Origin of the sequence: Corynebacterium sp. HMSC068H04 (genome assembly GCF_001811255.1) — a bacterium.
Lineage (GTDB): Bacteria > Actinomycetota > Actinomycetes > Mycobacteriales > Mycobacteriaceae > Corynebacterium > Corynebacterium hesseae.
In genome coordinates, this window is the sequence record NZ_KV804008.1 from 1 (window position 1) to 18,642 (window position 18,642).

The window sequence follows — 18,642 nt, forward strand, 5'->3', positions numbered from 1 at the left end:
GGCCGCTAGCTCCGCTCACGCGGCGGGGCCGCGTTTACGCCACACACTATATGCACTCTTAGTGTTAATCGGGTTTTGGCTGCTAGACTAGGGCGCATGATGACCCTGCGCGTAGTCAACAGCGGAACAGGTTATGAGTACCTGTTGCGCTCTGTGGCTACCAATGATGGGCCAACAGACGCGCCAAGTTTGTCGAAGTATTACGACGCGAAAGGAACCCCGCCGGGGCGATGGTTGGGCTCTGGCCTTGTAGGTTTGAACACCGAGAACGTCGTGCAGGGTGGGGAAGTTACTGAGTCGCAAATGGCCGCGTTATACGGCGAGGGATTGCACCCGGATGCGGATATGAAGATGTCCGAAGGGCAGAAAATCAAGGACGTGCAGTTGGGGCGTCCTTTCGCCAATTTCACTAATGATGTGCCGGTTTTGGTGGCACTTCGTGACGCTGAGCGCCGCCACCGGCAGACAACTGGCACGCTGATGAGCAAGCAGGAGCGCGCCGAATTAGTCCAGGAAATTGGCCGGGATTTCTTCATTGAAGAACACGGTGTTGAGCCGCAATCGGGCCGGGAAATCGTCAACTGGGTCAACGGTCTTAAAGACAATGTGCGCCAATCTGTGTCGGGTTTTGACCTTACTTTTTCGCCCGCAAAGTCCGTGTCTGTGGTGTGGGCATTGTCGGATGAAGAGACCGCTCGGCGTATTGAGGAACTTCATCACCAGGCCGTTAGCGAGGCAATGGCGTGGGCAGAAGACAACGCTTTGTTTACCCGAGTAGGCAAGCAAGGGCGCGAACAAGTCAAGACGAAAGGCTTCTTAGCGTCGGAATTTAAGCACTACGATACGCGCGCAGGAGACCCGGATCTGCACTCGCACGTCCTTGTATCCAACAAGGTTCAAACCGAAGATGGACGCTGGTTGTCCATCGATGGGTACACGTTGATGAAGTATCATCAGTCGATTTCCCACCGCTATGACTCCATCTTGAACACCCTGCTATCTAACGACATGGGCTACACCTTTACCGCCCGCGACCACGGGGTCAACAAGGAACCTACGTGGGAGATTGACGGTGTTTCCGAGTCGTTGATGGAGTCTTTTTCTAAGCGTCGGCGTGGTGCCGAGCCGGTCTACAAGCGCCTGGTGGAAGAGTTTGTTGCCGCTCGCGGCACAACTCCAAACTCGGTTGAAGTGGGCCGCTTGTGGCAGCAAGCCATCTTGGAAACACGTGACGCAAAGCGTGAACCAGAAAGCCTTTCTGAGCTTCGCGCAGGCTGGAGAAATGAAGTATCTGCCCGCGACAACGGGACAGAAGAACTAGCTGCTATCGCCCAACTTGCCGCAGATTCTAGCCGCGATGAGCGCCCACTGTTTGACGCCGAGGCCCACCTATCGGGCCTTATTGACGACGTTTTAGACACGGTGACGAGGCGTCGTTCCTACTTTCGCACCTCGCATGTAGCTACCGCTGCGGGTGGAAAGCTTCAAGGCTATCGCTTTGATTCTCTTTCCGAGCGTGACCTTATCCACGCGACTGTGGTTGAGGCTATTGTGCGTGATAAGGCCATTGCCCTCAATGATTTCGACGTCCTGGAACTGCCCGAGTCCTTGAAAAACACGGCAGGAAATGCGCGAGACACCCGTGCTGATAGTGAGCTTTATGCCACCCAGGACATCCTCGATACCGAAGACAAAGCACTGGGCGCACTCAACGAACCGGTGGCCGCATTCGCGCCCTCTTGCGCGATTGACGAGGCTCTTGATGAGCATGAAAAGGAGGCTGGTTTCCGTCTTAACGCCGGGCAGGAATCCATGGCGCGATACCTCCTTACCTGCGGCACACTCGCGGCTACTGGCGTGGGCCCGGCAGGTACGGGCAAGACCGCGTCTATGCGTCTTGTCGCCAACGTCTGGGCGAATGAGGGCCGCAACGTAATTGGCCTGGCCCCGTCTGCACAAGCCGCAGACGTATTGTCTGAGGACTTAGGCTTTGACGCTTATACCATCGACAAACTCACCTACACCTGGCGCGGAAACCACCCATCAAAGCCTGGCCATAGTCTCAAAGACCTTCCAGTATCCATTAACGCTGGCGATATGATCATCGTTGACGAGGCCGGCATGGCCTCGACCCCTAACATCGGATCTCTGCTAGAGATTGCCGAAGAGGCAGGCGCAGTCGTGCGCTTTATCGGTGACCATAAGCAGCTAGGTGCTGTAGAAAACGGTGGCCTATTCGGCGCTATGGTTAATGCTGCCGAGAGCGCTGATAATCAGCTTTCTGAAGTCGTACGCTTCGGCGGCGACCGTGAGCAATCCGCCACGAGCCTGCGCTTGCGTGAAGGCGAGCGGTCTACCTTTGACTTCTATTCCGAGCGCGGTTGGGTCAATGGTGGCGCTCGTGGTGACATGCTTGATAAGGCCGCAGCGGACTACCTGGCTGATATTTCTAGCGGTAAAACCAGCCTTCTTATCGCTGCCACCAACCACGATGTGGCAGAACTCAACGACAAAATCCGCGCCCACTACATCGCCCACGGCGTTGTTGATACCACCATGACAGCGCAGCTTTCTAGAGGGGAGAAAGCCGGTGTTGGCGATACGATTCTGGCGCGCAAAAACCAGACTTTCTACGATGATGAGACCGCAACGAGTACCCGTATCAACAACGGCACGCTGCTTACTGTCACCGCCATTGCCGAGGACGGCAGTATTAGCGCCCGCAACACAGCAACCGGAGAACAGTTGTGCCTTCCGGCAGACTACGTACGGGGCAATGTGCAGTTAGGCTATGCCGCTACCGTCTACCGCGCCCAGGGCAGCACCGTGGACTGTACCCGCGCGGTCATTGACCATCATGTCGATAGGGCCGGGCTGTATGTCGCACTTACACGCGGCAAAATCGCCAACCACATCTATGCTGTTACCGAACATCAGCTGGATGAGCTGGCCGAAGACGGCCATTACCACTACCAAGGCATAGACCAAGCACCCAGCGCTAGGGACGTCTTCGACAGGGCGATTTCGCGCGATACCTCCCCGAAGGCCGCACGCGAGGTCATAGCCGAGGTCGTAGCCGAGCAAACCTCCCCTGATCGCATCATGGGCCTGTGGCTTATGGGCAAAGACGAAGCCACCAATGACTTCATCGACGCCTACCTACCCGACTGGATCGACACCCTGCCCGGCACTCTTGTCCGAAAGATTGAGGCCAGCGACGACGGCACAGAGCCCATCCGTCACGGCTGGGTAAAACTGATTGACGCGGGCATTGATCCGCGCACCGTCATGGACGCTGCCATACGCGACATTGACAACGCCCACGATCCGGCCCGTCTTATCCGCTACCGCCTGGACGAACAACTCCGCCTGCGCGATACCGGAAAGCGCAACCAGCTACCTCCCGTATCTGGTCAGACAGATATAGAACTCGATACGTGGCTGCGCACCCACAACCCCTACGACCGCGCGGAAACTACTCGCCTTACTGGAAAGGAAGGAAACCTCAACCGTCTCAACCAAGCTGTGCTGGCAGAGCACGCACGCTTTGCTTACTCCAAGGTTGAGTCGCTGACCTGGCAGGAGACAAGTGTTACCACTCGCCTACACGAGGACAAAGACGCAGCCACCAATGAGGTACAGGCCGACTACCAGCAGGTAGTCCTTGATGCTCGGCGCATTCGCGCATACGAGCAGGCCATGGCGGACCACAGCGCGGCCCTTCGGGAAGAAGAAGCAGCCCACGCAGACATTGAGCACCAACGCCTGCTTGCAGAGGACTACATTCGCCCGGTTGGCGAGCGGTCCTATGACCACGACGCCGATAGCTACGGTACGTACCAACAGCGCATAAACCATGCACACACGCGTCTTGAACAAGCACAACAGCGCCGCAGCTTAGCTCAGCAGGCCATTGAAGAGACCGGTTCTAATCTGCCGGAGGCAGGCCTGTGGGACGAAATCTGCTACCGTGCCGACGACGCAGAAGAATGGGACAAGCGCTTTGACGCTGCCGTCCAGCACGACAGCGAGCACGCTCAGAGGCTTCAACAGCGACTCGATACTATCCGCCGTGAGAAGATGGACTGGGCCGACCGCGCCGATATCGCCACGCGCTTGCGCGCAGAGGAAGTCCCCCATGATGTTTCCGATCATGCAGGCTACATTGCCGATGAGGTCAACCTACTTGCCGCACAACGCACCTACGAACTACGCCGCCTGGGCGTAGACGAGCCAGCCCAAGAAGCAATCCGCAACATGGTCGCAGAGACCATTGCTGCTGCCTACGAACCAGACAATGCAGACAATGACGAGACTCAACGCGAGGCGCACGATACCGCCGTCCAGAACGCCGTAGAGGAAGAGCAGCCAGAACCCGAGAGCACAGCAGAAGATGAAACCCCCGGCAATGCCGAAGTCGAAGACGCCGGCGAACTGCACGAGGATGCGCAAGCTGGCCTTGACTTCCTCGCCAGCCTAGGCCTCGGCGGCGAACCGCAAAGTGTTACCAGCGATAGCGACGCAAACGATGAAGATGAACAAGCACCCGCTGATGAGCTTGAGGAAGACCAAGGCCCCGAGCTCTAAATAGACAAAAGCGGTAGAAAGAACCGCTTGGTCTTTCTACCGCGAAGTTTGCGGGTGCATGGCTACATCTCAGCAACCTGTTCATCAGCTTGTTCGGCGGCGTCAGTAAGGTCGTTGCCCGGAGACTCCAGTGTCTCGCTGGTCTCTTCCTGAAGCTGGTCAACTAGCTGGTCGCTAGGTGAGATATCGCTGTCGCCTACCGCGAGAGCGTAGGAATCAATGGCTTCGGGATCTGCGCCCTGGGCTTCTAGGTCTTCAATGACTTCTGCCGGAGACAATGCGGTGACCTCGCGGGCATCGTCGTCTCCGGCGACAGCGGAAATGTCTTTTCCAAGGCGCTCTACGCTATAGCGCGAAAGCTCTCCGTCACGAGCAGAAAACCGGAAATCGTGGCCTTCCTCGTCAGCAAAGGCCATGTTGTCCTCGAAGCTATCAGCGATAGCGGCGGCAGACTCGGCCATACCGCGGCGGTTGAAATCATCAATGACCCATGTTCGGGATTGCTCATTTTCTTCTATGAGCGCGCGGCACCCCTCTACTGCGAGTGCTCCGCCTGCCATGCGAGTGAGAGCATTAGGGCCCGGTTGAATCGTGCGCGGGGGAAAGCGGCGTACGCGCTCTGCGTGCAGAGCGCGCCGCAGGTTTCGGATAGTGCGAGCGGTGGACGCATCGACAGAGGTACGAGACATAGTAGGTGTCCTTTCGAATTTGACTAGGAAGCAGAAGCAGGCTTAGTCGCGGACGCAACTGGTAGCGGGCGAGACGGAACATCTTCACGCTTGCAATCAGCAAAGACTCCGTCGTCCTTCATGATTTGGCGCATGTGGTAATCACCATGCAGACGCAGGAAAGTTTCAAGTGCGGTATCTGGCTCTTTTACACGCAGATACTCGTAGCGCTTCCAAAGCCCGTCTATCCGCGCGACGACCTCAGGGTGGCTCCACCATGTCGGAGACCACGCGACGTTTTTCATGCGGTTATCTGTAGTCGGATACATCGTTACTAGGAACTTATCGACGAACTCGAAGACGCTTTTGTAGTGGAAGTCTTTTGGATCGATTTTGTCTTCTGCCATGGATTCCTCCGGTGGTAGTTACTGTTGTGCAGGAAGCAGTTCGCGGGTTTCTTCATTCCAGTAGGTGCGCTCCCAGAACGGCTCCAGATACAGAGCGAATGGCCGTCGCCCGGTAAACGCGAGTGCTTGACCGTAAGGCAGGGCGGCTAGTTCTGCCGCGTTGAGAATCTTCTTTTCGCGCGCCTGTATCGACGTAGAGCGTCCGCCGTCCGTTGAGCGAGAAACAGATTTCGTCAACTCTTCATAGTCTCCGATGAGAAGCTCTAGCTTGTTGAGCATGTCCTGGTCACGGACACCGCCGCCGTAGAGCAGAACGGACGCAGCAGACCACAACGCCTCCATTCCTTCCTTGCCCCAGGCTTTTACGCCTTGGGCATAGGACTGCAAGATGGTCATGACGATAATTCCACGCGAACCGTAGTGGGAGTACAGCTTGGGAAGCTCGGGCCACGGAACCGTGTTCGCAGCCTCGTCGAGGGCGGCAATCATCGGCACTGGAAGCCGCAGACCGTTTTCTTCGCCATAGCGCTCAGCAGCTTTCATCGTGGCCGCTGCTAGTGCCGTCGTTAGAGCAGCAGCGTTGTCTACGCCTTCCTTGGACAGCAGATACAACGTGTCGTGGTCAGCGCGGACAAACTGCTCTGGCTCGAACTTGTCCTTATCGTCACCTGGGGTAACCCACTGCCTGATAGCGCGTCGTCCCAGTGGCGCAGCCATTTGCGCGGCTTGAGAGAACAATCCGGAGCGAGTGCGCTCGGTAATGCTGTAGGTTCCGTTGAGCGCGTCAGCCATCGACTCCCATTCCTCAAAGCGCTGCAAAATACCTACTGGCGTGCGGTCTTCATCGTCATTAACCCAGCGGAACACGTCGGTAATAGGGCGGTTGTCCAGTGCTGCGGCGAGGAAAAGTCTGCCAAGCAGGTCGCGACCGCCCTCGGAGAAGAAGGCGTCACCGGTGCTGTTATCACCGTGGGCTGCAGAGCGGAAAATATCGGCCAGCGCGATAGCTTCGCTGTCCATCTTCATCGGGTCACGGCGTACCGCATCGAGCGGATCGAAATACCACGGACGATCATCTCGACCTGCAACAAGGCCTTGTGGATCGAGAATCCAGATGTGTCCACGTGCCTCGGTAATCGCGGCAGTGTCGTAGACGATATCGGCCTTGTTTGAAGTCGTCAGTACGTTTCCCGGAGCATCGACGATAGCCGGAATAACCTGAGACGTGGTCTTTCCTCGACGAGGACCGAAGATAACGAGATACAGATCCTCCCACGAGGAATACACCCCGCGCCGAGACTGTAGATCTTTGCCCATGCGCAGGCCGGGATAGTCCTTAGCAGCGTCTTCGCCAATGAACTTTGCTGCCTTTTTCTCTGCGCTTTTGCGTGACAGGGAGGCAATATCGCTCTTGGGCGCTAGATACTTTGAGGCCTGCCCCGTAGTGCTGGTGGTCTTTTTCGGCTTGGATTTCATCCACAAATAGACCAATCCAGCAATGGCTAGCCATAGCAGCACGGCAACAACTGTCGCAATAGCTGTCCATTCCATCTGGCCTTTAATAAGACCGGCTAGTGTTTGAAATGGATTGACAGGTGGTTTGTCTGTACCGGCGAGCTTCCAGCTTGCTGCCGCTCCGATTTGCACGGTGCCAAGTACAGACACTGCTGCTACGAGAATGACAGCGAGGAAGATGGTTTGCCCGTCAGCTCCTGGCCCGCCTGAGTTTCTGGGGTTGGTTTTACCCATTACTCTTCGTCCTTTCCTGTGCTATTTACCTGCGGGTTTTCGTCACTTTGACGGTTATTCATCATCAAGGTCAACAAGACTTGCGAGATCCACGTTTTTCAGCGATCGAAACCCTCCCATGCGTGCCACCGTCGACGCGCGCTCATCTGTCGGATCGACCTCGACGGTCACGGCAACTTGAGACTCTTTGGCAACGCCTCGAAGGCGCAGTTCATCTTCATCAAGGTCGGGGTATTCGGTGTGGATATGCAAGTCAATGAGTTCGGCTCCCGTCTCATCTTGTACGCGGCGAGCAAGGTACACCGCCTTCTCTGCGGCTGATTGCTCGGCGCTGCCAATATCGCCCGGCGTATAGATGGGGTCACTGTCAAAGAAGTTGCCAAACCAGATAGCCTCGCCTGTCTCGTCAACTAGGGCGAAGGCTCCTTTATCACCCTTGTCGCTTTCTACTGCGCCCGTCCACACATCTAAGCGGGTGCCGGTAGTGTCACTCTGTGCGAGTTCTTCGGCGCGCTCGTGCTGGCGCGCTTGGCGCTCTTCCCGTTCAACAGCTGACATAGCTTTGTAGTCAATGCCGAGGATTTTTAGCTTGTGCATGAACTTGCCCATGTCGCTGCGGTCGTCGACGTCGACGCCGGCCTCTGCTCCAATCTCACGCAGCTGTGAGGTAGTTTCCGCTGCTTTAAGCTTGTCCTTGTACTCTTCCGAGGTCACAAGGTTTTCGATTTCATCAAATCGGGCGTAGTCGTTGGCTTTGCTCATGGTTTTACTCCTTATCGACTCTGTTTAAGACATGGTCTGTGGTTGAGAGATGGTGATGTTGTCGAGCCTCCACCACCCCAGGTTGTTAAAGTGCGCGAAGACGTCATAGCGCAGCTTCTGCTCGCTCTTGTCGCCTTTGATGGTGACCTCCACCGAGTACTGACGGCGGGCTTCCATGTCAGTGTCTTCGGGGCGCTCTTCAAGGCCCTCGGTAACCTCTACTGAGGTCGTAGCCTTGTCTTCGACCCAGCTGGCCCACTGTTTTCCAGGCACTTTGAACATTGCTGACCAGGAATCTCGGTTGTTGTAGGCGAAATCTTCATCCATCAATGGCTCGGCCTTGCGTGCCGCGTCAGCGATGGTGTGGTCGTCCTTTGGGGACCAGGAGAAAATCTGCTCGACAACGTCGTGGCCTACTTTGTCCACGTCTTCTTGGTCCGTGTCTTGAAGCGGGCCGCGAACTTCGGGCTGCTCCCACTGGCTTACCGTGGGGTCTTCCATCCCGGTATCAGTACCGTCCGGGTCGTCATTGCCGCACGCCGTGAGCACGATAGTGCTGGCCAGGGCGAGAGCGATAGCTGTCTTTTTCATTGTTGTCCTGCCTTTCCTTATTCGCTTACTCGATACGCTTGATGTGGCTCATCGGTGCGCACGTCGTATTCACCGGAGTCCACTCCATAGGTTTGAGCTTCGACCCATTTGTCCTTGCCGTCTTTCTTGCCGGAGTAGATTGCAACGTGGTGTTCTGATCCTTCGCCGCCAATGAGAATGATGTCGCCAGGTTTCTTGTCCTCCCAGTCAATCTTTTTAAGGTGCTTGTCTTTGGCTATTGCTTGCGTTTGGTGAGGGAGTTTGACCTTTCCCTTGGTCGCGACAAACACCGCGCGTAGAACAAATCCGGAGCAGTCGTAGCCTTCTTCGTCGCCGTCTTGTCCCTTCGTTGGGCCGTTTTCATCTCCGCCGCCCCACACGTAGGGATAGCCGAATTCTTTACGTGCTGCGGCGACAATGCGCTCACCAAGCTCGCCCGACGGTGCCGGATCATCATCGCTGGAAGCTCCGTTTCCAGCTTCGGTATCACAGCCGTCTCCGATGTTGGCATTGCCCAAAGCTTCAATTTCTTCTTCTGACAAGTCCTTGCCCGCACCGCGATATTTATCGACGAGTTTGGCCGCGATATCAGCTTCTTGCTGGTAAACGCCTGTACCTGTGGCGTTTCCCTGAACCTTGCTTGCGGCTGCGCCTACTTCCATTCCTTGGTAGTCAACGTCTTCGAGATGCTCGTAGAACTTCTTTGCCTGAACTGCTGGGTTCATCAGCTCTTTGGTCTCGCCCCAGATACCGACCTGCTGTTGGAAGGTGCCCACAGAGCCGTGGTCACTGCTTACTGCGTCATGCGGCAGATCCAGTGACTCTTTGAGCTTTTCCGAAGTAACACCATCGGCCATACCGCTTTGCTCTTCTGGGGTGATCACGCCGTCATTGGCGTAGACCTGGAGCTGGGACTCGTGCTTGGCCGTCGCTACTGCAATCTGTCGACCTTTCTCGTCGACGTGCATGTGCTCACCGATAGCGACAATCTGCTTAGCAAGGGCTAGCTGACGGCCAGAAAGACCTTCAAATCCGCCCTTTTCATCAGCCGGTTGTCCATTACCGCTAGATTTTTCCTTCTTCCTTCCGCTCTCTGAGTTGTCCTTGCTTCCGCCGCCTACAGCTTGGGCCATAGTGTCGGCAAAGATCTTCGACCCGGAGGGGCCAGGGTGGACTCCATCAACGAGCATTCCCGGGTCTTTATTTGCCTCTGCTGCCCAGTCGAAATAGTCATAGCCAGACTTTTTCACCGACTCATTAAAGCTGTCGGCGTGAGGCACGCCAGCGATGGTCATAAGAACCAAGTTGGCGTCACCGATCTTGGCTTTAGCCGCGTCGAACTGGTCTTGTCCCACTTCGCCGTTCGTTCCTAGGGCCATGACCACAGTGTCGAATTGGTCACCGTCGTCAATTTCTTGCATTCCGGCTGCGTACTGCTTGGAGTCTTTGGCTCTGACTTCGGCTCCTGGAATCGCGCTTTCGATTTGGCTGCGCGCACCGTTGGAAATGGAGTCGCCTACAACAAGCACTTTCCCTCCATCTTCGGACTTCTTATTAGAGTCTTTGTCCTTCTTGTCGGAGTCTCCGCCGCCCTTCTTGCCTTCTTCGGCCTTTTCCAGCCAGGGCTTAGGGTCGACGCGCTCACCGCCTGCTGCTCGGTCGCCTTTGACAACCTCGAAGTGCAGGTGTGGGCCAGTAGACTGACCGGCATTGCCTATATCGGCAATGTGCTGTCCCTTAGTAACTTTGTCGCCGGTCTTGACCTTGACCTGACCAGGCTCCTCATGTCCGTACACGGTTTGAATCTTTTTACCGTCGATGTCGTGCTCAACGACAACCCAGCCACCGAATCCCTGCACACCAGAATCCTGCGCTTGGATTACGCGACCATCCGCGAAAGCGTAAATAGGAGTCCCGCGCGGGCCTGCGATGTCTTGGCCAAGGTGCATACCACCATCGCGTTCACCATAGGGTGAGCTCTCCTGAGTAGCTTCTTTATCAGTCGGGTAAGCGAAGTCACCATCAACAACAACATCGCCTGAGCCAGATCCTCCCTCATCTTCGGCACAGACTTCGTTCTCGCTACCGCCGTCTAAGACAACGACGATGATAAGGACGAGGAACAAGACGATAGCCATGGCAATGCCGATGATCTTCTTCATCCATCTTCACTCCTTAGTCGTCGTAGTCGCGCGTTTTCTTCTTGCAGACGCTCATTGCGCCTTTTGAGACGATTAATCTCTCGTTGCAGGTGTTGAACTTGTTTGACTGTGGGTGAGGGCCAGAGGTTTTCTTCCTGCAGCCACTCCGTGAGCGTTGTCCGCCCCATCCCCCAGTCTTTAGCGATTGCTTTTGCCGCGGCTGATGCTGACGAATACTCTTGCCAGGTTTCCTGAAACTCCGTGATAGCTTGGCGCCGAACTGAATCATCAAAAGGGCTGACAAAACCAGACATCTACGCCACCTCACCTTCCAGGAAGAAGTCCTCGAAGCGGGCGTTCGTATTGTGGAGCTCTTCTCTAATCTCGGTGGGAAAAAGCATCGTCTGGACTGGAATTCCTGGCGATCCGTCCTTAGCTGGCTTAATCATGAATCGACCACGCCCGGGAGGGGTTGCTCTCGCACCGCGAGTGCGAGAGCGCGACGGTGGAGCACCGCGTGACCAGGAGACAATCATCTCTGCTTCTGCCGGGGAAAACTCCAACTGCGTAGACAAAATATCCAGCTCACTGGTGGGAAGTCCACCACAGATAACCATGCCTGCACGCTCGATAAAGCCCATTGCTGTCTTGCGGTCTTCCTCAGTAGGCAAGGCCTCTAGATCTTTGAAGGTGTGGGTGATCATGAACAACGCAGTAGCGTCCGTACGGTTCAAGCGGGTCAACGCGTCAATCTGGCCGACCATACCCGGAGCTGACGAAAGGACCTGCCACATCTCGTCTAGGCACAGGTTGAAGTAGCGCTGGGGGCCAAGACCTGCATCCGAGAGCATGTGAGAGGCTTCAATAGCGCCGAATGCAGAACCCCAACAGGCCATCATCACTGCCGCCTTCATAGCGGAGTCGGCACGATCAATGGCCGAAACATCAATGCAGATCGCTGGAGAATCAATCTCGATAGGAGTGGTGGTCTGTCCATCAAAGATGCGACCCGTTGCGCCGTCAAGCAGCGAATTCAACGACAGCACCAGCGCGTCAATACGAGCATTCCACTGTTCGTCACTTTGCGCGCGGCCTAGCTTGCGCAGCCATTCTGGCCCACGCTCAATGTAGGCAATAAGGTCTTTAAGGATCGGAGGGTTTTCCCAGTCAATGCGCTCTTCGTCATACATGCCACGCAACGCCGCAGAAATTAACATCGACTCGTAGTCATAGACCGCGCCGCCACGCCCCAAGCCGACCAACGTGGTCACCATCGTGACCTGGCGTCCATGCACCTGCTCCTTAGCGCGATGCAGAAGGTCAGCAATCGTGGAAGTCGGAATTTCATCCTCACCAAGCGCATGCCCGCTGTTTTCACGGTCTACTAGTTCTGCGTGTTTGGCCTCCAATTGTGGAATCACGCGGCCCAGTGCGCCGACATCGAGCGGGTTAATGTGGCCGTATCCGTGTCCTACCGTAATGACCTGGCCGTGAACCTGATGGGTAAAACCGACGTATTCACCTTTAATGTCTCCGGCTGCAATCGTAATCTGCCCATTCGATGCCCCTCCCATGAGCATTTTGCGCACTAGGGTCGACTTTCCTAGTGACGGGAGCGAGAGAATGAAACAGGACGGGTTCGCAATGATTCCCTCGCGGAACCAGCTCAGCGGGTCGCAGCCTACCGCAGCGCCCGTTGTCACGTGACGACCAAGCGGCGTTCCGATAATCGGAGCTGGAGCACCAATAACATTCGGGTTAAAGCCGCAACCTAGATTCGTCGTGGTCTGCCACTCCATAGGTCCGTTCTGGACTGCTGTATAGCCGGCATGGTGTCCAGTAAAGCCACGAGGCTTAAGCACTGTATGCGGTTTTTCGCCACGAACAGGAGTAGCCCCACCCGCGCGGCGCCGCTGACGCTCCATCGCGCTTGCGTGCTTTTCACTGGTCTTTTTCCACTTGCGGTAACGCCGTCCCTCGCTCGACCACCGAGAAGGGATCTCAGCTTCCCCATCCAAAATCTTTGCGTGCAGGTCAATCATCTCTGAGTCATGCGTTCCCATTGTTATCCCCTCGTTGATTGCGTTTAAACTGTGACTTTCTCTGCGTCCCACACCAGGTCTCCAATGCCCAGTCCCGCCAGGAAGCCGGACATCTGCCGCCCATAGATTCGGCGCACTCGAAGCCGCTCCACGGCTGAGAGTTGATTAAGCAGCGCTGCAGCAACGTTTTCGACCTGGGCGCGAGAGGCTTCTGCCGACACCGTCAGCACTCCAGAATGACGGCCCAAATCCTCTTCCTCAGCTTCCAGTCCAGGTCGGAAAATGCGTGTCCAGCGGGCGACTCCTGCTAACTCGTCGTCAAGGACTAGTTCACGGAGGAGTCCATCGAGGTCCGCATCATCCATCGCGTCGAAGCTCACCGCGTTTACGGCATCAAATGCCACGGCGTTGACCGTCTCATCAACTGTTCCTACCTGCATTTCCGGCCAGGTACCGCCCTGGGTGCCTATCGCCTCAACGACTCGGTCGTAGATGTCTTCGGCCGTCATCGGGGTGGAGACCACATCGTTGAATTCATAGAAGTCAGGCAACATCGCTGCGAGCCTGGTCAGCGCCTGGCCGTCATCCTTGCGCTCTGCCTTGTCGATCTGCTTAAACGTCACTGCCATGTAGCTGCCGGTGGAATCCACCGTATAAGCGCTAGCTAGAACCGACTCGTCCTCAGCGATAGCATTCTCCCATTGCAAAAGCAGCTCAGAACCAACCTCATCTGGGTTATCTACCTTGAAGCAAACCGTTGTTGTCGGTCGCGGCGCTGAGCGAAGAATCGCACCAAAGGAAAAGCCTGCCCTATCGCGACCCGACTCAAGGCGCACACCTGCCAGGCGTGCCAGCGTGCGTCTGGTCTTGTTCTTGTGTCCAAACAATCCAAAAAGCATTGTCTTACCCGCCTATCCCTGCGCGGCCAGCGCCGAGGTCGATTCCTTGGTCCACGGAATCTGTCCAAGACCGCAGGAAGTAATAAATCCGGCGTCTTGCTGCCGCGACATCGCACGAAGGCGCAGATTGGCCTGAGCTCCCAGCTGTTTAACGTCATGCGATATACGCCCCAAGAGCTCTTCGTCTTCGGTCGTCGCGGTGACAAACAGGCTGTATCGGCCTAGCTGTGCGCCTCGCGCCTGGGCGCGGCGTGCAGCTTCCGTGTGCTCTAGTCGCATCTCCGCAGCTGCCGACCGGATCTTCTTTGAAGAGTTCGCGGCCACCATTGCGTCACGGTGCTCGGCTTCCACGCGGGAGGCACCAGATCCAGCTTCATATGGTCGGTAGACCAGCGCTACTCGTTTGCGGTCAATGCGTGTGTGCGGGGCGATCAAGTTGCCCAATAGTGTGTCCTCGAACGTCGAGCGTGGGGCCGAGGCCATTTCCCATGTCACAGATGCCACGCCGTCATGGCGGTAAACATTCTTCCGCACCTCATGAAACGCCGGTCCCACGTCATACCATTCAAGGTCGTGCTTCTGCCCACTTACAGAGATTTCCTCAAAATCGGCCTCTGATGCTGGGTTGAAGAACTTGTGCGCGCGAGCGCAGACTTCATCGGAATTCATCGGCGCTGCCTGAATTCCAGACCACGTCAATTCCTCATACAAGCTCGGCAAGCGTGTACCAATGAGCTGCAAGAAACTCGTGTCGTCGGTTTCAGTGACGCTGACCTTTAAAGTTACGGCCAGGTGGGCCTCGGACTCCGGAACGCCGACGGAGAGCTCATCTGATGCTTCCTGCATGATGCGTTTAGCTACTTCTGGAGCATCATCATGAACAGTCGCTTCGACCTCTTTTGCGACCAGTTCTCCGGTATCGGGACGCGAGTTGGTGACAAAGACCGCTGAGACTACATCACCAGACAAAGACAGACCGGCCAGCCAGCGACCCCAGTTAGCGGTCATATCATTTCGTTCTTCTTGGGTCATTGCCGTTTGACCGGACAGCTGACAGTCGAAAAGAACGGTGGCTTCGCGGCGGTGACGATCGAAGATAACTCCAAAATCGCGGCCCACCGCGTCACGGCCTTCTAGCAGTTCCGTTCGCGCGAGCGAACCAGGAAGCCGGTAGCGCCCACCGGCAAACCGCGATGAGGGACCGGAAATGTAAACGTTGTCCCCACGAGCGCGGCGCCGCCAATCTTGAAAAGTCATTTCAAAGACCTGAGCGACCGAGCGGCCACCAATGTTGACCGAGACCAACAGCGCAATTATTGCTGTGACAGGGAGGACAACGAGGAATCCGATCTTCTGAAGTCCACCGAGTTGGCACACCAAGAAGCCGATAAAGCCAGTACCGAGAACAATCGTGGTTTTCATCGAGAAGCCACCAATGCCTGTACGGCGGCTAGGTTGTCCCAGGGCGTAAACTGGAACGTCTACTTGGTCTGACATTGTTTTACCTCCTTACGCTTCCGTGATAGTTGCCTTGCTGGCCAATTGATTCATCGAGGATTCCTTGGATTTGTCGGGCTGCCGATCCTGCTGAGCGTCCTGCGCGCGCACCTTGTGCTCCCAAGGCTCGCCCTCGTGTGACTCCGCGTCGTAGCCCTGACGTAGCTCCCCGTCGTAGCCCTGACGTAGCTCCCCGTCGTGGAGCAGATCCGGCACCGCCCATCGTCTGTCGGCGCGATGGATTTGAACCGCGAGCGCCCCCTGGGGCACTGGCACCTGTAGTCGCGCCCGAGCTAGCCGGGCGAACACTCGCGCCCTCGCTGCCGGATGCACTAGCTGCACCAGACCCCGATCCTCCGGGAGAGACCGCACGCGAACTGCTGCCTTGGTTGGAACCAGAAGAACTGCCTTGGTTCGAGCCAGCGGCTGTAGTGCCCGAGTCGCCACGACTTGCCGGTCCTGCACCGCCTGAGCCGCCTGAGCCGCCAGAACCACCGGGGCCGCCTCCAAGTGGGCTTCCACCGGAGCCGCCTCCAAGCGGACTGCTTCCTGCTCCTCCTGATCCACCGCCTGGCGCTGCTTGCTTTGCAGAAGAACCAACCTTCGCGCCTGCAGCTGCACCACCGGCGCCGCCTATCAGCGCACCACCGGCCATACCGATGGCCCCGCCTGCAGCACCAGCGAGTCCTGCCGCCCCAGATAGCATGGAACCTGCACCACCGCCGCCTGCCTGAGAGACGAACGGAGCAACGGTACGTACCAGCGCAGGGCCAGAAAATCCGGCAGCAGCAACCATCAAAACGGTCATAACTGCAGACATCATGTCCTCGCCGCCAGACGCGGATTGCCAAAAAGTCACGCAATACAACAGCGCCGAAATCGGTTTGAACAGAACGCAAGCAATCAACAGAGAAACCACGTGGTTAAGACCTTGTCGTCCGATATTCGTATAAGAAAAGGCCGCTAACGCTGGTGTCATGCCCAATGCGATCGGAAAGAGCAAAGTACGGGTTGCTAAAGAAACGATTTGCATGATGGAACCAGCAACACCAACGCCGGCCAGTGCCAACATGAGAATCGGACCGCCCATTTCTTCATTGAGCTCAGACGCACCGAGAACAGATTCTGCATCGCTCGCGCCAAATTGCTTCATCACCCAATCTGCAAGTTGATCAGAAGCAACTATTGCCCCCGTTCCCATACCTACGATTAGGGTGGAAAATAGCAGGTATCCTCCTATATTCTTCCCCATGCTTTCAAGACCGTCCGCTACACCTTGTCTTCGTTCATAGGCCATGTGCATGCCACCGATAATCAGGGATGAAATCAGCGCCATACCAGCAATTCCAAGCACGATGTTCTTCACACCTTGGACAGATCCATCCATGATGTTTTTGTCCATACGCCAATCCATCCAGAACGTCATGACTGTCTGCAGTGCTTGGTTATTGCCTTCAAGTACGGCCTTGGTGAAATCACCGACTGGATCGCCCCAGAATTCTGAAAGTCCGGAAGAAAAAGCAGCTACTGGATGATGAATAGCTTGACCTATTTGGCATCCTGCTTTTGTCCACTTCCCTGTAAATGAATTCAGAAAGTCAGGGTCGTTTGGGTCTTTATCACTATTATCTTCTCCAAAGAGACGAGTCTCGTCCTCGTGCTTCAAGGAATCAGCTATGCAGTCTTCTACATGTTGGGCAAACTCATCTTTCGCTTCCTGGGCTTGAGCCACAGGGGAAGCAACAGCCACTGCCAAAACAACGCCTAGAGCGACTAAAAGCTTCTTTAGAATTTCCACTGCTCCCACCCATCAAGGTTGTTGATTTCATCCTCAACCGACTGCTTCACTTCATCCAGCTCAGCTTTCCAATCACCGTTTTCCCATTTAGCTGAAACCCGAATAACCATCCACGACTTGTTATTAGGGTTTCCTTTAGCGTCAGTCGGCATAGGCACCGCTACGTCGCCGATTACTCGTTCTTGACTGCAACTGGTGATGCGAAACGCCTCTGGAGCAGCAGCAGAAACAGACGCACTAGAACCAGCCGAAGCATTAGATTCAAGTGTTTCCACCGCTTCTTTCGCATGTTCCCCAGTGAACTGCTGTTTCAAGGTACGCAGAGCGACATCATGTCCACCCATTTGAACAAGAGCGTTACCATTCCACGCGGAAAGAACTGCTCCTTCAGGTGTATGCGCATATTGAGCAGGAACGCCTTCGTCCGTTAAACGTCCCGGTCCTTGGGTCTCAGACCAAAGTGTTTCTGCACTGTGGACTCTCTCAATTGTTAGTTTCGATGGTTCTCTTTCACGCTCACACTGGAAGCTTTCCACTTTTTCGACATTTCCCATGGGCTGTCCAGCACCGTTTTTCGGTGTCCGAAGGACACGCCCAAACACATCAGAGGAATCCTCAGCCCATACAGACGAATTTTCGGAAGTGTCTGCAGGTGCTGGTTCTTCCTTGTTCGAGGCATCCTCGTTTTCTGCTATTTCCTGGGAGTTCTCTCGGGTATTGTCCTGAGAGTGCATGCTTTTCCCGATTAAGAAAGCAGCGGTAATTGCAATAACGAGGACGATCACTGCCGCGAGAATCGTCCAGATTTTTCGGGAGTTCTTCGTTTCCATGTGGCCTTCTTCCGCTGTTTGCGCTTTTACTGTGCGTATTCGGTAAAGCCGTCGAGGCTTTCCAGCTTGTGGAGGTCAGGGGCGTTTTCCTGGTCGGGAAGAACCATCTTCCAGTCATCTGCTTGCCAGACAAGCTGCACGGGGTAAACCGTGAGTCCTATGTCGGGATAGTCAGCTGCAAGTAGCACTTGTGCTTTGTCGTCGTTGTAGTTGGTGATTTTGAAGCCTTTGAAGGTTGCGGCGTCATTCTTATCGACATTTCCCTGTACTGAAATCAGCGATCGCCCTTGCGCCCATTGATCTCGTCCAGGACCTGGGGCAGTCATGTCCGAGGCAACGTTAGGCCAGGTTTGATCGTCTGCTGTAGCGAGCATGACTTGGCCATTTATTGCTGCCTGTACTGCTCCTTGTGGGGTATGGGAGTAGCCGTGTGGTACGGGATTAGTCTTTTCCGGCCCGTCGTTGGAATCCACCGGCGTACCGATCCCCCCGACCGAAGACCACGAAGCGTTCTCGGGTGCTGCTTCTAGATCAACGGTGGGCTGATCGCTCGCCTCGGTGGGCTGCTCTGACTCGTCGGAGCCACAGGCAGCTAGTCCAAGCATGGCCGCGACAATAGCTACGGCTGCGCTGAGGCGGGTGATGTTCATGTCTTCCTTTCGGAGGTTTAA

The 18,642-nt window shown here is 55.8% G+C and carries 14 protein-coding genes; 1 reads left to right on the top strand and 13 read right to left on the bottom strand.

The features are described 5' to 3' along the window. The first annotated feature begins 96 nt into the window (after positions 1–96). A complete protein-coding gene (gene mobF / locus HMPREF2792_RS08020; protein WP_070532640.1) occupies positions 97–4,587 on the top strand; it encodes a MobF family relaxase in 4,491 nt (1,496 codons plus the stop codon). A gap of 62 nt (positions 4,588–4,649) precedes the next feature. Here mobF and HMPREF2792_RS08025 read toward each other — a convergent pair whose 3' ends face one another. From HMPREF2792_RS08025 to HMPREF2792_RS08075, 13 genes are all read right to left on the bottom strand, one after another. Next, positions 4,650–5,276, bottom strand: coding sequence for a hypothetical protein (locus HMPREF2792_RS08025; RefSeq protein ID WP_070532642.1), 627 nt, complete (start codon positions 5,274–5,276; stop codon positions 4,650–4,652). 23 nt (positions 5,277–5,299) lie between these two features. Next, on the bottom strand, positions 5,300–5,662 hold the full coding sequence (locus tag HMPREF2792_RS08030; protein ID WP_070532645.1) for a DUF4913 domain-containing protein: 363 nt from the start codon (positions 5,660–5,662) through the stop codon (positions 5,300–5,302). Between the two features lie 18 nt (positions 5,663–5,680). Next, positions 5,681–7,213 (bottom strand): type IV secretory system conjugative DNA transfer family protein, encoded by a 1,533-nt coding sequence (locus HMPREF2792_RS08035; RefSeq protein WP_232748503.1) that lies wholly within the window; start codon positions 7,211–7,213, stop codon positions 5,681–5,683. Between the two features lie 252 nt (positions 7,214–7,465). Beyond that, positions 7,466–8,173, bottom strand: a complete 708-nt coding sequence (locus tag HMPREF2792_RS08040; RefSeq protein WP_070532650.1) for a hypothetical protein — start codon at positions 8,171–8,173, stop codon at positions 7,466–7,468. A gap of 24 nt (positions 8,174–8,197) precedes the next feature. Continuing rightward, positions 8,198–8,764, bottom strand: a complete 567-nt coding sequence (locus HMPREF2792_RS08045) for a hypothetical protein (protein ID WP_070532654.1) — start codon at positions 8,762–8,764, stop codon at positions 8,198–8,200. A 17-nt stretch (positions 8,765–8,781) separates the two neighbouring features. After that, positions 8,782–10,926 (bottom strand): peptidoglycan DD-metalloendopeptidase family protein, encoded by a 2,145-nt coding sequence (locus HMPREF2792_RS08050; protein ID WP_070532657.1) that lies wholly within the window; start codon positions 10,924–10,926, stop codon positions 8,782–8,784. Continuing rightward, entirely contained in the window at positions 10,923–11,219 is a 297-nt protein-coding gene (locus HMPREF2792_RS13030) for a LapA family protein (protein WP_145990307.1), read from the bottom strand. The genes HMPREF2792_RS08050 and HMPREF2792_RS13030 overlap by 4 nt, the downstream gene beginning before the upstream one ends. Continuing rightward, complete coding sequence (locus HMPREF2792_RS08055) at positions 11,220–12,947, bottom strand: ATP/GTP-binding protein (RefSeq protein WP_232748505.1); 1,728 nt, start codon at positions 12,945–12,947, stop codon at positions 11,220–11,222. A 44-nt stretch (positions 12,948–12,991) separates the two neighbouring features. After that, positions 12,992–13,846, bottom strand: a complete 855-nt coding sequence (locus HMPREF2792_RS08060; RefSeq protein ID WP_070532661.1) for a hypothetical protein — start codon at positions 13,844–13,846, stop codon at positions 12,992–12,994. Between the two features lie 12 nt (positions 13,847–13,858). Beyond that, complete coding sequence (locus HMPREF2792_RS08065) at positions 13,859–15,343, bottom strand: SCO6880 family protein (protein WP_070532662.1); 1,485 nt, start codon at positions 15,341–15,343, stop codon at positions 13,859–13,861. A 4-nt stretch (positions 15,344–15,347) separates the two neighbouring features. Further along, positions 15,348–17,093: a hypothetical protein gene (locus tag HMPREF2792_RS12670; RefSeq protein WP_232748507.1), complete on the bottom strand. Its 1,746-nt coding sequence runs from the start codon at positions 17,091–17,093 to the stop codon at positions 15,348–15,350. A 35-nt stretch (positions 17,094–17,128) separates the two neighbouring features. Then, on the bottom strand, positions 17,129–17,971 hold the full coding sequence (locus tag HMPREF2792_RS13035; protein ID WP_145990308.1) for a DUF8175 domain-containg protein: 843 nt from the start codon (positions 17,969–17,971) through the stop codon (positions 17,129–17,131). Between the two features lie 26 nt (positions 17,972–17,997). After that, the gene (locus tag HMPREF2792_RS08075; RefSeq protein ID WP_070532667.1) at positions 17,998–18,621 is read right to left on the bottom strand and encodes a DUF8175 domain-containg protein; all 624 of its coding nucleotides are present in this window, start codon (positions 18,619–18,621) and stop codon (positions 17,998–18,000) included. Positions 18,622–18,642: the final 21 nt, after the last annotated feature.

What these genes read in the sequence shown, in the direction of transcription:
- HMPREF2792_RS08035 (WP_232748503.1), bottom strand. Translation starts at nt 7,213, where the DNA reads ATGGAATGGACAGCTATTGCGACAGTTGTTGCCGTGCTGCTATGGCTA.
- HMPREF2792_RS08030 (WP_070532645.1), bottom strand. Translation starts at nt 5,662, where the DNA reads ATGGCAGAAGACAAAATCGATCCAAAAGACTTCCACTACAAAAGCGTC.
- HMPREF2792_RS08060 (WP_070532661.1), bottom strand. Translation starts at nt 13,846, where the DNA reads ATGCTTTTTGGATTGTTTGGACACAAGAACAAGACCAGACGCACGCTG.
- HMPREF2792_RS08065 (WP_070532662.1), bottom strand. Translation starts at nt 15,343, where the DNA reads ATGTCAGACCAAGTAGACGTTCCAGTTTACGCCCTGGGACAACCTAGC.
- HMPREF2792_RS08040 (WP_070532650.1), bottom strand. Translation starts at nt 8,173, where the DNA reads ATGAGCAAAGCCAACGACTACGCCCGATTTGATGAAATCGAAAACCTT.
- HMPREF2792_RS08055 (WP_232748505.1), bottom strand. Translation starts at nt 12,947, where the DNA reads ATGATTGACCTGCACGCAAAGATTTTGGATGGGGAAGCTGAGATCCCT.
- mobF (WP_070532640.1), top strand. Translation starts at nt 97, where the DNA reads ATGATGACCCTGCGCGTAGTCAACAGCGGAACAGGTTATGAGTACCTG.
- HMPREF2792_RS13035 (WP_145990308.1), bottom strand. Translation starts at nt 17,971, where the DNA reads ATGGAAACGAAGAACTCCCGAAAAATCTGGACGATTCTCGCGGCAGTG.
- HMPREF2792_RS08045 (WP_070532654.1), bottom strand. Translation starts at nt 8,764, where the DNA reads ATGAAAAAGACAGCTATCGCTCTCGCCCTGGCCAGCACTATCGTGCTC.
- HMPREF2792_RS13030 (WP_145990307.1), bottom strand. Translation starts at nt 11,219, where the DNA reads ATGTCTGGTTTTGTCAGCCCTTTTGATGATTCAGTTCGGCGCCAAGCT.
- HMPREF2792_RS08025 (WP_070532642.1), bottom strand. Translation starts at nt 5,276, where the DNA reads ATGTCTCGTACCTCTGTCGATGCGTCCACCGCTCGCACTATCCGAAAC.
- HMPREF2792_RS08075 (WP_070532667.1), bottom strand. Translation starts at nt 18,621, where the DNA reads ATGAACATCACCCGCCTCAGCGCAGCCGTAGCTATTGTCGCGGCCATG.
- HMPREF2792_RS08050 (WP_070532657.1), bottom strand. Translation starts at nt 10,926, where the DNA reads ATGAAGAAGATCATCGGCATTGCCATGGCTATCGTCTTGTTCCTCGTC.